The organism is Paraburkholderia atlantica, assembly GCF_009362785.1.
GTDB classification, from domain to species: domain Bacteria; phylum Pseudomonadota; class Gammaproteobacteria; order Burkholderiales; family Burkholderiaceae; genus Paraburkholderia; species Paraburkholderia atlantica.
In genome coordinates this window covers 377,277-391,589 of the sequence record NZ_WHNQ01000001.1, presented here as the reverse complement: position 1 = coordinate 391,589, position 14,313 = coordinate 377,277, and the positions used below count along the sequence as shown (strand labels likewise).

Here is a 14,313-nt window from a genome sequence, read left to right as displayed (position 1 = left end):
ACAGGCGCTAGGAGTCCTGGCGAGTCTCGTCGTTGCTCGACAGCCGGTCCGACACGTTGCCGAGCAGCAGCGCGAGCAGCACCACGCCGATCATGGCGAACAGCAACCCGCCGATCATCGTGGCAAGTATCAGCGTGATCCATGAAATGCCGTTCATGTGTGCGGTTCCAGCGCGTTTGTCGGGGGGCATCGTAACCCGTTCAACATCACTTCTATGTGCGCTTGCCCGCCGTAAGCCTGTCAGGCGACGCCGAACTATCGTCGCAACGTGCCATTACTCGGCGCGTTCTCGATGGGTGTCACCTTCGTTGCGTAAAGGGAAGCGGACTTCGTTCGGTGTCCGCGTCGATCCTCGCGAAGAACCTCATAGTGCATTTCCGTAGCGGTTGGCGGAAATGCACCCAGTCGCACCCGATGTATTCCGCCATTGGCCCGTCTATTGCGTTGACACTAAAGTTGTCCGATATCCATGTTTCAGGTCTGAAACGTTAATCGCCGTGTTTATATTCCGATCGTCAATAAAAATGATTTAAATAATCTTTTCTGGCGCGTTGAGTGCTTGTATTGGACGGCGCGAGGGGCGGTTGCGCGGCGGTTGCGCCGACGTTCCGGTGAGCCTGTCAAGGAAACCGGGCTCGCCTGGTGGGGCGGGGTGGGTTCCACTCGTAGCTGGCAAATTTCGGCAAAAAATCTCTTTTAAAATACGCCTCGCCGGGTGGATAAGGCGGATGTGCGCCGATTTTCGAGTGGCCCCACAGTGTGCGCTGGCGTACGCATTCATTTTTTAAATTGCATTAAGATTCGCGAGTGCATATTCAACCATATGCGGATAGACGATTAATCCATTGAAAAGACGGTCGTTTCGGTATTGAGCCGAATTGCACTGGCCGATCATGTAGTCATAGTGCCAATATGTCTGCACTTTCGGACATGGCGGCAGAGCGCCGGAGGTCGTCGCTATGATGCACTGCGCGGAGTTCGCATTGTGCGTGATCGTAAAAGGTGTAGTTGATCGTTTTCTGTCGAGAGGATGACTATGACCTGCGCGAGTCTCGAGTCTGCAATGCTGCGCTGGGTGCATGCGCCGAACAAGGGCGTGCGTCGTGTCGCGATTCTGTTGTTCAACGATTGCTCGCTGCAAGGGGCGGGAGTGATCGCCGAGGTGTTCCAGGCTGCCAACGAACTCTCCACTTCGGGTTCGGGCGCGTGGCTGTACGACGTATCGTTTTTATCCGCCGACGGCGGCATGGTGAGTTCGTCGTCGGGGTTGCGCGTGTGGACCGACGGACTCGACGCGCGCCATTACGTCGGCTTCGATGCGCTGTATGTGGCGGGCGGCAAGGGCGCGGCGTCGGCGGCGCGCGATGAGCGGCTGCTCGGATGGTTGCGGCGCGTGCGCCGCAACACCGCGATGATCCGCTCGATCGCCGAAGGGCGCGCGGTGCTCGACGCGGCGGCGCTGCCTGAGGACAAGGATGCGAGCGACCTGCGCCAGCCAACTGTGGCCAGGAATGGTGCGGGCGTGGCAGAGCAGGGCGCCGTCGAACTGAGCGACCGGCTGGAATCGATGCGCAGCGCGCTCGCGATGATCAAGCGCGATCTGGGCAACGCGACCGCGCGCTCGGCTGCCGAACGGCTGCTGTCGGATTCGTGCACGAACCTCGCGCCGCTGCTCGGCGAGGACGGCGGCATGAGTCCCGGCGACAAGGTTCGCGCGGCGGCGCGCTGGCTGCAGGAAAACTGCCAGCAGGCGATTTCGATTGCGGATGCCGCGCAGTTCGCGGCGATGAGCGAGCGCAACTTTCTGCGCCGCTTCAAGATGGAAATGGGTATCACGCCGTCGAGTTTCCTGTTGCACGAGCGCCTTGCGGTGACGTGCAGCCTGTTGACCGAATCGGAATTGCCGGTCGACAAGATCGCCCGTCGCACTGGGATGGGCAATGGCGACCGGCTCGCGAAAGTGTTTCGCAAGCGGATGAGGATTTCGCCGACTGAGTTCAGGATTCAAAGCCGCCGCATGGCAGGCGAGTAGCACCGACGGAGCCAGCCCGGTAACCGCGCAGTGCAGGCGGGGACCGGTCCGTCGTTCGTCGTACCTCGCAGACCGATAAGGATCCCCGATATGTTGACGCAGGCAGGTGTGAGCGCCCGATCCGTCGAGCCGAACGGCGCAAGCGCCGGGGTTGCTGGCGCGCGCTGCGCGCACATCGTCCCGGTCATTCTCGCGGGCGGCTCGGGCACGCGGCTTTGGCCGGTGTCGCGCGAAAACTTTCCGAAGCAGCTGATCGACGTGGTCGGCTCCGACTCGCTGCTGCAGGCGACCGCGCGGCGGCTCGAGGGCTTCCCGGCGGGCTGGAGCGTCGACGCATCGCCGATCGTCGTGTGCGGCGAGGAGCATCGCTTCGTGATCGCCGAACAGTTGCATGAGAACGGCGTCGACGCGCGTTTGATCGTCGAGCCCGCGCGCCGCGACACGGCGCCGGCGCTGACGCTCGCGGCATCGCTCGCGGTTGCCGCCGGCGACGACGCGATCCTGATCGTGATGCCGGCCGATCACGCGATCGCGGACGTGCCCGCGCTGCAGCGCGCGCTGGCGTGCGCGGCGCACCACGCGAGCGAGGGCGCGATCGCGACGCTCGGCGTGCCGCCGACGCGTCCCGACACCGGCTTCGGCTATATCCGCATCGGCGCGGCATTGGCCGCCGGCGGCCATGCGATCGACGGGTTCGTCGAGAAGCCCGCCGAGGAAATCGCGCGGCAATACCTGAGCGCGGGCACCTACTGGTGGAATAGCGGCATCTTCATCGTGCGTGCGCGCGTGTGGCTCGACACGCTCGCGTCGCTGCGGCCGGACATGCATGCGCCGTGCACGAGCGCGTTCGCGAGCGGCAAGCACGACGGCGACGTATTCCGGCCGTCGCACGACGCGTTCCTCGACGTGCCCGCCGATTCGATCGATTACGCGGTGATGGAGCGTCTGACCGAACCGCCGCCGGCAGAAGGCGGCAGCGCGAGCAACGTCGAAACGCAAGGCGCGGCGCAGAGCGAGACGCCAGCACAAAAACCGGCCGCGGACTTGCCCCCCGGCGTCGTGATCCCGCTCGAAGCCGGCTGGTCCGACCTCGGCTCGTGGGACGCGGTATGGGCCGCGATGGAGAAGGACCCGAACGGCAACGCCGGGCGCGGCCGCGTGACGTTCGAAGGCGCGGTGTCCTGCTATGCGCATTCGGAAGGGCGGCTCGTCGCGTGTGTCGGCACCGCCAACGTCGTCGTGGTCGAGACCGCCGACGCGGTGCTCGTGGTGGATCGCTCGCACGTGCAGGACGTCAAGGGGCTCGTATCGCGCATCAAGGCGCAGCACGCGCCGGAGGCCGACGCGCATCGCAAGGTGCGGCGCCCGTGGGGCTTCTACGACTCGATCGATCGCGGCGAGCGCTTCCAGGTCAAGCGCATCGTCGTGACGCCCGGCGCGAAGCTGTCGCTGCAACTGCATCATCACCGCGCCGAGCATTGGGTGGTCGTGCGCGGCACCGCGCTCGTCACGCGCGGCGAAGAGCAGTTCCTGCTCAGCGAAAACGAATCGACTTACATTCCGCTTGGCACGCGTCACCGGCTCGAAAACCCGGGCAGGGTGCCGCTCGAGATCATCGAAATTCAGTCGGGTACCTATCTCGGCGAAGACGACATCGTGAGGTTTGACGACAACTACGGCCGCTGCCCGTAGGCAGCCCATGCACACCCCTTTTTGCGTACAGGAACGGCAGAACGAGGTAAGTAAAATGCGCAAGTTTCAGGATCTGCTCGCGCGGATTTTCGATGTCGCTTTGGTATTGGCGGGTGCGGCCGTGGCGTCGCAAATCCGCTTCGACTATCTCGGCCAGTCGGGTTTCTACTGGGCGCTGGTGATGTTTTCGGCTGCGTTCGCGCTTGCGATCTTCCCCGCGTTCGGGGTCTACGAATCATGGCGCGGCCGCTCGAAGCTCGGGCTCGCCGGCCAGGTGTCGCTCGCGTGGCTGATCGTGCAGGCCTGCGCGCTCGTGCTGATGTACTCGCTGCATCGCATCGACATCGTGTCGCGGCTGTGGTTCTCGTACTGGACCGCGACGACGGGCGGTCTGCTGATCGCGAATCGGCTGATTACGCACGCGGTGCTCGCACGGGCGCGCGGCGCGGGCATGAACCTGCATCAGGTCGCGATCGTCGGCAGCGGCTCGCAGTGCGATGCGATCCTGCGCCGCATCGAGTCGGCGCCGACCGCGGGCTTTCGCGCGACCGTCGTCTACAACACGCGCCCGGACGAGTCCGGCGTGACGAATCCGCGCGTGCCGGTGTTCGATCGCGTCGACCTATTGGCCGACTACATCCGCACCAACGACGTGCACGAGCTATGGCTGATGCTGTCGCTGTCCGAAGAGCCGCTGATCTGTGCGCTGATCGACGAGTTCCGCGACGACCTCGTGAATATCCGCTTCATGCCGGACGTGCGCAGCCATGCGCTGTTCGAAGGCAGCGGCGTGGTCGATCTGCTAGGCATGCCGGCGATCAATCTGGTCGCCTCGCCGCTGTCGGCCAACGCGATGCTGAAGAAGGAAATTTTCGACCGGCTGTTCGCTGCGACCGCGATCGTGGCTCTCGCGCCGCTGCTGCTTGGCATCGCGATCGCGGTCAAGCTCTCGTCGCGCGGACCGGTGCTGTTCAAACAGAAGCGCAAGGGCGCGGACGGCCGCGTGTTTACGATCTACAAGTTCCGCTCGATGCGCGTGCATACCGAAGCGAAAGGCATCGTGAGCCAGGCGACGCGCAACGACAAGCGCGTGACGAAAGTGGGCGCGTTTTTGCGCCGCACGAGCCTCGACGAGCTGCCGCAATTTTTCAACGTGTTGCGTGGCGACATGTCGGTCGTAGGACCGCGTCCCCATGCGCTCGAGCACGACGACCTCTATCAGAAGGTGGTCGCGGGCTATATCAATCGCTACCGGATCAAACCGGGAATCACGGGCTGGGCGCAGATCAACGGCTTCCGTGGCGAAACCGACCGCATCGAGAAGATGGAGCGTCGCGTCGAACATGACCTGTACTACCTGGGTCACTGGTCGTTCGCGCTCGATATGCGGATCATCGGCGCGACGATTGTCGCCGGACTGGTGCATCGAAACGCTTATTAGAAAGTCGATAACAACGCCTCGGGGCGAAGGAGTAAAGATCATGAGCTCACTTGGTTTTCGCACAGGAAGTCTTGTGGTTTTCGCTAGTGCGGCACTGCTTTCCGGATGCTCGATCGTACCGGGACAACGGATGATCACGCCGGCCGCGATTCAGGACACAGGTGGCGAATTCAGTACCGAAGCTTCGCAGCAAAAGCAGATTCCGATCACCGATATCAATCTGGAACTGCTGAAGAAGTTGGGTACCGATCAGAAGGCTTCCCAGCTGCCGCCGGAAACGGCGGGGCTGTTCGGCAAGCCGGCGCCATACAAGCTGGGCCCTGGCGATGTGCTGCAGATCGTCGTGTGGGATCACCCGGAACTCGCGGCCGCTCTTGGGCAGCCGCCGACCAATTCGCGCCCTAGCGATGCGATGCCGGGCTTCCTGATCGATGAAACCGGCGACATCCAGTTTCCGTATGCGGGCACGATGCACGTTGTGGGCAAGACCGTCTCGCAGATCCAGCGCGAATTGAACCAGCGTCTGAGCAAGGTGTACCAGAAGCCTGAGGTGACGGTGCGCGTCGCGTCATTCCGTAACGCGACGGTGTATGTCGATGGCGAAGTGCGCACGCCGGGCACGCAATCGATCAACGACGTCCCGATGTCGCTGACGAACGCGATCGGCCTGGGCGGCGGCTTCACCACGACCGCGGACCGCAGCCGCGTCGATCTGATCCGCAACGGCACGACCTATAGGCTGAACATCGACGACCTCGTCAAACGCGGCCGCAATCCGGGGGATATCTATCTGCAGCCGGGCGATACCGTGCGCGTGAACGCGCGCGAAGACAGTGGCGTCTACGTGATGGGCGAAGTCAACAAGCCGGCCACGGTGCTGCCGTTGCGCAACGGCTCGCTGACGCTGTCGCAGGCGATCTCCGACGGCGGCAGCTTCGACTCGAACACGGCCTCGGGGCAGCAACTGTTCGTGATCCGCAATTCGACCAGCGAGTCGCCGCAGATCTATCACCTCGATGCGACCTCGCCGGTGGCGATGCTGCTCGCGAACCAGTTCGAGTTGCAACCGAAGGACATCGTGTACGTCGGCCAGGGCGGTCTCGTTCGCTTCAACCGCGTGCTGAACCTGCTGTTGCCGGCGATCAACGCGGCGGTGACGGGAGTCGTCGTGTCGAAGTGACGCAGGCGTGACGCGATATCTGAACCGGCAGGCCTTGTTGGGTGAAAAACATGGCAATCAATTACGAAAATCGCTACGCCGGCGTGTATGAACCGGGGCAGTTGCATCTGTCGGACTACGTGCGCACGATTGTGCGCGGTTGGCGCACGATCCTCATCGTGACGCTGATCGCGCTCGCGGTCGGTAGCGCGTACGCGTTCCTCGCGCCGCCGGTCTATCGTTCGGACGTGCTGTTTCACGTTCAGGACAGGACGGCGAACGCGGCGAACGTCAATGCGAACGGCCGGGATGCGGCATCGCCGCTTCCCGGCGCGTACGATTCGAAGCCGTCGACCGCGGCGCAGATCGAGCTCTTGAAGTCGCGTCTCGTCACCGAGGAAGCGGTCCGCGCGCTGCACCTCGACATCACGGCGAAGCCGCGTTATCTGCCGGTGATCGGCAGCAAGATCGCGGGACTCGTGAACGGGCACTGGTGGTTCCGGCTGCCGTCGTTCATCAACCTGCGCGGGTTCGCGTGGGGCAACGAAAGCATTGCGGTGTCGCGCTTCGACGTGTCGAAGGACCTGTACGGCGAGACCTTCACGCTGGTTGCGGGCGCCGGCAACACCTTCATGCTGCGCGATCCTCACGGCAGCGCGATTCTGTCGGGGCGCGTCGGCGAGACCGTGCAGACCGATACCGCGGTCGGCCCGATCACGCTGCACGTCGACACATTGGTCGGCGCGCCGGGCTCGCGTTTCGAACTGACGCGCGCGTCGACGCTCGGCACGGTGGAGCGTCTGGCCAAGACGATGGTCGTGCAGGAGACGGCCGAGGACTCCGGCGTAATCCGCGTGAGCCTCGAAGGCGCCGACCCGGTGCTGACCGCGGCGATCGTCAACAACGTGGCGCGCCAGTTCGTGCGCCAGGATCTGGCGAGCCGTTCCAGCGAGTCCGATCACACGCTCGCGTATCTGGAGCAGCAACTGCCCGCCGCGCGCAAGGCGCTCGACGATGCGGAAGAGCGCTACGGCAAGTTCCGCAATACCCATGGCACCGTCGATCTCGGCGAGGAAAGCAAGCTGCTGCTGCAGCAGATCGTCGACAACAAGACGAAGCTGCTCGATCTGCAGCAGCAGCGCGCGCAGCTATTGCAGAAGTTCACGCCGAACCATCCGACGGTCGCCGCGCTCGATGCGCAGATCGCCGCGTTGCAGGGCGCGCAGAGCACGATGAACCGCAGCGTCTCGACGATGCCCGACACCGAGCAGACCGCGCTACGTCTGCAGCGCGACGTGCACGTGAACACCGATCTGTACACGAACCTGCTCAACAGCGTGCAGCGACTGCGGGTGGCCCAGGCCGGGCAGGTGGGCGGCGTGCGCGTGGTGGACTTCGCCGAAACGCCCGACGATCCGGTGCGGCCGAAGCGCGTGCTGGTGATTTTGATGTCGCTCGGCGGCGGCCTCGCGCTCGGCTTGCTGCTGGTGTTCCTGAAGCGCGCGATCCGCGGCGGCGTGGAGCGTCCGGACGAACTCGAAGGGATGCTCGGCGTGCCGGTATTCGCGGTGGTGCCGCGCAGCCAGACGCAATTGCGCCTGCAGGAAAAGGTGTCGCTGCGCCAGCGTGGGCAGCATGTGCTCGCGCAGCAGGCGCCCGAGGATCTGGCGGTGGAAGGCGTGCGCAATCTGCGCACGTCGCTGCAGTTGTCGCTCGATCATGCGGCCAATAACGTCGTGATGATCACCGGCTCGCGGCCCGATGCAGGCAAGTCGTTCCTGTCGGTGAATCTGGCGACGCTGGTCGCGTCGGCGAATAAGCGCGTGCTGATCATCGACGCCGACATGCGGCGCGGCGACGTGCATTCCCATTTCGGCGTCAGCCATCGGCCGGGACTTTCCGACGTGCTATGTGGCGGCGATCTCAACGCGATGATCCAGCGCGACGTGCTGCCCGGCCTCGACGTGCTCGCGAAAGGCACGCTGCCGTCGCACCCGGCCGAGCTGCTGATGAGCCGACGCTTCGAGGCGATGCTCGAGGTGCTGAAGCCGCAATACGACGTCGTGATCATCGATACACCGCCGGTGCTCGCCGTAACCGATTCGACGCTGATCGGCAAATACGCGGCGACGACGCTGCTCGTCGTGCGGCATGGACGTCAGCCGCTGCACGAGATCATCGAAACCGCCAAACGCCTGCGTAACGGTGGCGTCGGCCTGCGCGGCGTGCTGCTCACCGACGTGCCGCAGGAAGCCGCGTTCCTCGGCTCGGGGTATCAGGGCGGCTATTACGGCTACGACAGCATCGCCGGCTGACACGGCTGCCCGCGCGGCGCGTCTTTGAGGGCGCCGCACGGACGGGCTTGATTGGGCGGCACGCTCGTGCCGCTCTCTCGCGAGATTCCTCGCAATCCTCAGTGGTGACGCAGCAGATCGCGCAATGCGCGCGACTCTTCCGCCGGCGGCTGCACGGTCTGCCACGCCGACGGCGGGATGGTCTGCCACGCCGATTCGTGCGACGCGAGCGAGACGAGGCGCTGCGCGTCCTTGCTGCTCGAATCGATCCGCAACGCTTCGTTGGCGTTGTGCGACGCGCACTCCCAACGTCCGACGTTGCTACAGCCGCGCGCGAGACTCAGCAACGCGTCCCGCTGCTGCTCTAGCGTGCCGACCTGGGCGCGCATGCGGCGCGCGTCGCGATTGTCGGGCTGTGCGGTGATGGCCGCGGCGAGGCGCGCTCTGGTCGCCGCCAGATTGCCCCGTTGCAGATAGCCGTGCGCGGCTTTCAGATTGCGCTCGGCGTCGGCGCGCTGCTTGTCGGCTAGCGTGAGCGGGGTGGCCATCGTGTCGGCGTTGGTGCCGGGCTTGGGGTTGGTCGACGCGACCGCCGTGCCGCGCGGCGTGGGCGCGGAGATGGCCGCGCTCGATTTCGTTGTTGGCGCTGCGGTGGGTGCGGTTGTGACGACGAGAGGGGACGATGGCACGACGGCCGGCGTAGTTGCAACGACTGGCGGTGACGGTCGCGCTGGGACGGCTGCGGTCGCGACGACGGGTGGTGACGAGCGCGCTACGGTTGGCATGGACGCGACGACTGGCGGTGGGGATGACGCTACGGTAGGCGCGGTCGCCACGACGGGCGGAGACGAACGCGTCACGGTAGGCGCGGACGCGACGACGGGCGGTGCCGTGCGCGCCACGGTTGGCGCGGTCGCCATGACGGGCGGTGAGGGGGGTGCAACGGTCGGCGGGGTCGCCACGACGGGCGGTGACGAGCGCGTCACGGTCGGCGCGGTCGCCGCGACGGGCGGTGCCGTGCGCGCTACGGTTGGCGCGGTCGCCATGACGGGCGGTGAGGATGGTGCGACGGTCGGCGCGGTCGCCACGACTGGCGGTGACGATCGCGCGGCGGTGGGGGCGGTCGCCACGACGGGCGGTGAGGATGGAGCCGGGATCGGCGTCGTCGCCACGATGGGCGTTGACGATCGCGCTACGGTGGGCCCGTTCGCAACGACCGGCGATGCCGGCGCTACGGCAGGCGCGCTCGCCACGACCTGCGGCGCCGATGACGCTACGGGCGTCCCGCGCGCGTTCGCCGGTTGCTGCCGCGCGACGACAACGGGACGCGGCGATTCCGCCACGATCGACGCGGGCTTCGGCGCCACGGGCGTCGGCGCGACGGCGACCGACGGTGCCGCACTGTGCGCAACGTTCTGCGCAGGGACTTGCCCAGGCTTGTCCGGGTGCACCGTGCCGAAGACCGTGACCGGCGTGTCGACGCTCGCATCGTCGTCGAGAAGTACGAAGCCGATATACACGGCGCCGAGCGTCGCGAGCGCGGCCGCGGTAAGCGCGAGCGGGTGCCGCCTGCGACGCCTGCCTGGCGTGAACGTCGCTTCGTCAAGCAGTTCGTAGGGGCTCATCTTCAGTTGCGCGGAGCGTCGCGACGCACGGTCCGCGGCCAAGCCCGCGGCCGCTGGCAGCGGGTCGAGTTGCGCGCGCGATGTGCTCAGCGCCCGGGATCGCGCGGTGCGCTCGCCGGGCTTGTCGTCCGTATCGAACGAATCGATCGGCAGCGCATGGCACGCGGGACACGGCGAAAAGCGGCCCGGCAGCGGCACGCCGCAGTATGCGCAGTGATGGAAAAATGGCTGGTCGGAGGTCGAGTCGCGCGGCATGGCCGTGTCGCTCCACTGGCGCCGAAGGCCGGCGCCATCAAAAAGAATGAATGCGACGACGCTCGCAAGCGGCGTCGGCCGAACTACTGGACGACGTAACCGCGCGCCTGCATGCACGCGCCGTAGGCGGCCCAATAGCGGGTCATCGGTGGCTCGGGCGCGGGCAGCGGCGGCAGCTTCACGTTCGACGCCGCGTTGGCCTGCGTCGAAGCGGCCGCCCCATCCGATGCGTCGGCTGCCGCGCTCGCGCCCGGTGCCGCCGCCGACGCGTTTGGCGGTGCATTCGCCGCCGCAGTGGCCGGCGCGCCTGGCGCGTTGGCGCCGGCCCCGGCTTCGTTCACGGGTTTCGCCGACGATGCGCCGCCAGGCGCTTGTGCGCCGGCGAGCGGCGCGCTCGCGGCTTCGGGCGCGCTCGCGTTCCACGGCAGCGGCGTGGCTGAGAAGGAACTGGGGGGAAGCGGCGGTTTCGACGGTACGCCGGTCGACGCACCTTTGGCCGCGGGCGGCCGATGCGGCGGAATCTGCGATTCGTGGGCCATGTTGACCCCGGTCACGCGGTTCGCCTCGGCGTAGCACATCGCGTTGTCGATGCTGCGCTCATAAGGGCTCTGACTTCGGATCGGATAGGTGACTGGCCGCCACGCGAACGCGGCAGTGCTCGTCACCAACAGCGTCAGTACGGTATATGTTCTAAATGCCATCGCAGTCACTCCCGCAGCGATGTCTCGCCTTTTTGTGTTTGATTTCGTGTCGTTTCGAGCTTGTTGTTGATGCCTGGCGCTCGTGCTTCTGTCGCGGCCTGCCGATAGGCCGTGGCGTTGCGGTGCTCGTGCCACGGCTCCCCGGACGGGCGCGTCGCGGATGCCGCTTTAACGAGCGTAGCACCGCGGCTTGGCCGCGCGATGCATCGAATAGCGCGCGAAAACGCCATCGTGCAGTGCAATCAGGACACAATCGGCGAGGCGGCGTTGAAGATCGGGACAATCCCTGGTCGCTACGAAGGATCGTCAGGAGTCGAAGATGAAGAACCTATCGTATCGCTATCGACCGCTTTGTGCTGCTCTGTGTTGGTCGATGCTGTCGCTCGCCACGCCGCTCGCGAGCGGCGCGAGCGACGCCAACATGAGCGCGGAGACGGCAGGCGAGCGGGCGAGTTTCGCGCAGGCGTTTTGCGGCGCATCGCCCGAGCGCATCGGCGCCTATAAGGAGCGGCTCCGAAAGGTGCTGACCGGTGCGACCAATTTTGACCAGCATTGGGACGCGGGCTGGCGTCGGGCCGACGACACCAATAGCCAGATGAACGCACTGCGCGAGCGAGATCCGAAGGAATTCGCCGCGCGTATCAAGGTCAATTGCGAACGGCTCAAGTGGATGGCGGGCAATGCGTTGCACCCGCCTGCGCAGAAGTGAGTCGAACGAGACGAGCCGGTCGGTGTCGCGAGCCGTTCGGGCCTGGCGACCTTATGTTCAGTCGGACGGGGTTTTCCCTGGAAATAGGAGATCCGACGGTATCGATTACGGTGCGCGGCTGCTGTTTGTCGGCGATATCGCCCCTTCGCCGTGCGGCGACAAGCCGCAAATCTCGCTGCAAGTACTTGTTTTTGCTCGGGTTCGCCGCTCACGCTGATGATTGCGCCGCCGCTCCCGCGCCGCGCCGCTCGGGCAAAAACCCGTCCGCGATGCCGCTGCTCGCCACTTCTTGAATTTGTCACTACCCGTCCATATAATTAGCACTCGCTGCACGAGAGTGCTAACAACATCTCCGGTTGGCTCTGCCAGCCGGGTTTTCTCAGCGTTCTTCAGTCTCAATCAGAGAGGAGTATGTATGAACCTTCGTCCTTTGCATGATCGCGTGATCGTCAAGCGTCTGGATCAGGAAACCAAGACCGCGTCGGGCATCGTGATCCCCGAAGCCGCAGCGGAAAAGCCGGATCAAGGTGAAATCCTCGCAGTCGGCCCGGGCAAGCGCGACGACAAGGGCGCAGCCATTGCGCTCGACGTGAAGGTCGGCGACCGCGTCCTGTTCGGCAAGTACGCAGGCCAGACCGTCAAGGTCGACGGCAACGAACTGCTGGTGATGCGCGAAGAAGACATCATGGCCGTGGTGCAGAAGTAAGCGCAAAGTCGCTACTTCCCCGGTTATATCCAAAGTATTCAAGGAGTTAGAAGATGGCAGCTAAAGACGTCGTATTCGGTGATTCCGCCCGTGCCAAGATGGTCGAAGGCGTGAACATTCTCGCCAACGCCGTGAAGGTCACGCTGGGTCCGAAGGGCCGCAACGTGGTCCTCGAGCGCAGCTTCGGCGGCCCGACGGTCACCAAGGACGGTGTGTCGGTCGCAAAAGAGATCGAACTGAAAGACAAGCTCCAGAACATGGGCGCGCAAATGGTCAAGGAAGTCGCTTCCAAGACCAGCGACAACGCAGGCGACGGCACGACGACCGCTACGGTTCTCGCGCAATCGATCGTCCGCGAAGGCATGAAGTACGTCGCATCGGGCATGAACCCGATGGACCTGAAGCGCGGCATCGACAAGGCTGTTGCAGCCGCAATCGAAGAACTGCGCAAGATCAGCAAGCCGTGCACGACCAACAAGGAAATCGCCCAGGTTGGCGCTATTTCGGCGAACAGCGATTCGTCGATCGGCGAGCGCATCGCTGAAGCAATGGACAAAGTCGGCAAGGAAGGCGTGATCACCGTCGAAGACGGCAAGTCGCTGCAAGACGAGCTGGACGTCGTCGAAGGTATGCAATTCGACCGCGGCTACCTGTCGCCGTACTTCATCAACAACCCGGACAAGCAAGTTGCCGTGCTCGACAACCCGTTCGTGCTGCTGCACGACAAGAAGGTGTCGAACATCCGTGATCTGCTGCCGGTGCTCGAACAAGTTGCGAAGGCTGGCCGTCCGCTGCTGATCATCGCTGAAGATGTCGAAGGCGAAGCGCTCGCAACGCTGGTCGTCAACAACATCCGCGGCATCCTGAAGACCGTTGCTGTCAAGGCTCCGGGCTTCGGCGATCGTCGTAAGGCGATGCTGGAAGACATCGCGATCCTGACCGGCGGTCAGGTCATCGCTGAAGAAACCGGCCTGACGCTCGAGAAGGCAACGCTGGCTGAACTGGGCCAGGCGAAGCGCATCGAAGTGGGCAAGGAAAACACCACGATCATCGACGGCGCTGGCGAAGCAGCGAACATCGAAGCTCGCGTCAAGCAAGTGCGCAAGCAGATCGAAGAAGCGACCTCGGACTACGACCGTGAAAAGCTGCAAGAGCGCGTTGCCAAGCTGGCAGGCGGCGTTGCAGTGATCAAGGTCGGTGCTGCGACCGAAGTCGAAATGAAGGAAAAGAAGGCACGTGTCGAAGACGCACTGCACGCAACGCGCGCAGCGGTGGAAGAAGGCATCGTGGCTGGTGGCGGCGTCGCGCTGATCCGTGCACGTACGGCGATCGCTGGCCTGAAGGGCGCTAACGCCGATCAGGACGCAGGTATCAAGATCGTTCTGCGCGCAATGGAAGAGCCGCTGCGCCAGATCGTCACCAACGGTGGCGAAGAAGCGAGCGTCGTCGTGGCAGCGGTTGCTGCTGGCAAGGGCAACTACGGCTACAACGCAGCGACCGGCGAGTACGTCGACCTGGTCGACGCAGGTGTCGTGGACCCGACGAAGGTGACGCGCACGGCGCTGCAAAACGCAGCTTCGGTTGCTGGCCTGCTGCTGACGACCGACGCAGCTGTCTGCGAACTGCCGAAGGAAGATGCTCCGATGCCTGGCGGCATGCCCGGCGGCATGGGCGGCATGGGCATGGACATGTAATTCCG

General features: G+C 64.7%; 12 protein-coding genes. 9 read left to right on the top strand and 3 right to left on the bottom strand.

Features of this window, described 5'->3' with window-relative positions:
* Positions 1 to 7 precede the first annotated feature (7 nt).
* A complete protein-coding gene (locus tag GCT19_RS42540) occupies positions 8 to 157 on the bottom strand; it encodes a hypothetical protein (RefSeq protein ID WP_018431808.1) in 150 nt (49 codons plus the stop codon).
* Positions 158 to 1,036: 879 nt separating this feature from the next.
* Here GCT19_RS42540 and GCT19_RS01750 point away from each other — a divergent pair.
* The 5 genes from GCT19_RS01750 (at position 1,037) to GCT19_RS01730 (ending at position 8,639) form a co-directional block, all read left to right on the top strand.
* Complete coding sequence (locus GCT19_RS01750) at positions 1,037 to 2,032, top strand: GlxA family transcriptional regulator (protein WP_026227980.1); 996 nt, start codon at positions 1,037 to 1,039, stop codon at positions 2,030 to 2,032.
* A gap of 90 nt (positions 2,033 to 2,122) precedes the next feature.
* Positions 2,123 to 3,724: a sugar phosphate nucleotidyltransferase gene (locus GCT19_RS01745; protein WP_152850860.1), complete on the top strand. Its 1,602-nt coding sequence runs from the start codon at positions 2,123 to 2,125 to the stop codon at positions 3,722 to 3,724.
* A gap of 55 nt (positions 3,725 to 3,779) precedes the next feature.
* On the top strand, positions 3,780 to 5,165 hold the full coding sequence (locus tag GCT19_RS01740) for an undecaprenyl-phosphate glucose phosphotransferase (RefSeq protein WP_152850859.1): 1,386 nt from the start codon (positions 3,780 to 3,782) through the stop codon (positions 5,163 to 5,165).
* 40 nt (positions 5,166 to 5,205) lie between these two features.
* Positions 5,206 to 6,345 carry a polysaccharide biosynthesis/export family protein gene (locus GCT19_RS01735; RefSeq protein WP_193727361.1) on the top strand — a complete coding sequence of 380 codons (1,140 nt, stop codon included), beginning with the start codon at positions 5,206 to 5,208 and terminating at the stop codon, positions 6,343 to 6,345.
* 50 nt (positions 6,346 to 6,395) lie between these two features.
* The gene (locus GCT19_RS01730) at positions 6,396 to 8,639 is read left to right on the top strand and encodes a polysaccharide biosynthesis tyrosine autokinase (protein ID WP_018431803.1); all 2,244 of its coding nucleotides are present in this window, start codon (positions 6,396 to 6,398) and stop codon (positions 8,637 to 8,639) included.
* A gap of 98 nt (positions 8,640 to 8,737) precedes the next feature.
* On the opposite strand, the gene GCT19_RS01725 is transcribed toward GCT19_RS01730, so the two are convergent.
* The gene (locus GCT19_RS01725) at positions 8,738 to 9,166 is read right to left on the bottom strand and encodes a hypothetical protein (RefSeq protein WP_152850857.1); all 429 of its coding nucleotides are present in this window, start codon (positions 9,164 to 9,166) and stop codon (positions 8,738 to 8,740) included.
* 1 nt (position 9,167) lies between these two features.
* On the opposite strand from GCT19_RS01725, the gene GCT19_RS01720 reads away from it, so the two are divergent.
* Positions 9,168 to 10,235, top strand: coding sequence for a hypothetical protein (locus GCT19_RS01720; protein WP_152850856.1), 1,068 nt, complete (start codon positions 9,168 to 9,170; stop codon positions 10,233 to 10,235).
* Between the two features lie 346 nt (positions 10,236 to 10,581).
* Here GCT19_RS01720 and GCT19_RS01715 read toward each other — a convergent pair whose 3' ends face one another.
* Entirely contained in the window at positions 10,582 to 11,199 is a 618-nt protein-coding gene (locus tag GCT19_RS01715) for a hypothetical protein (protein ID WP_152850855.1), read from the bottom strand.
* A gap of 319 nt (positions 11,200 to 11,518) precedes the next feature.
* Here GCT19_RS01715 and GCT19_RS01710 point away from each other — a divergent pair, with 319 nt between their 5' ends.
* From GCT19_RS01710 to groL, 3 genes are all read left to right on the top strand, one after another.
* Positions 11,519 to 11,908 (top strand): hypothetical protein, encoded by a 390-nt coding sequence (locus GCT19_RS01710; protein ID WP_018431797.1) that lies wholly within the window; start codon positions 11,519 to 11,521, stop codon positions 11,906 to 11,908.
* 415 nt (positions 11,909 to 12,323) lie between these two features.
* Entirely contained in the window at positions 12,324 to 12,614 is a 291-nt protein-coding gene (gene groES / locus GCT19_RS01705; protein WP_008923887.1) for a co-chaperone GroES, read from the top strand.
* Positions 12,615 to 12,667: 53 nt separating this feature from the next.
* Complete coding sequence (groL, locus tag GCT19_RS01700) at positions 12,668 to 14,308, top strand: chaperonin GroEL (RefSeq protein ID WP_013088588.1); 1,641 nt, start codon at positions 12,668 to 12,670, stop codon at positions 14,306 to 14,308.
* Positions 14,309 to 14,313 lie beyond the last annotated feature (5 nt).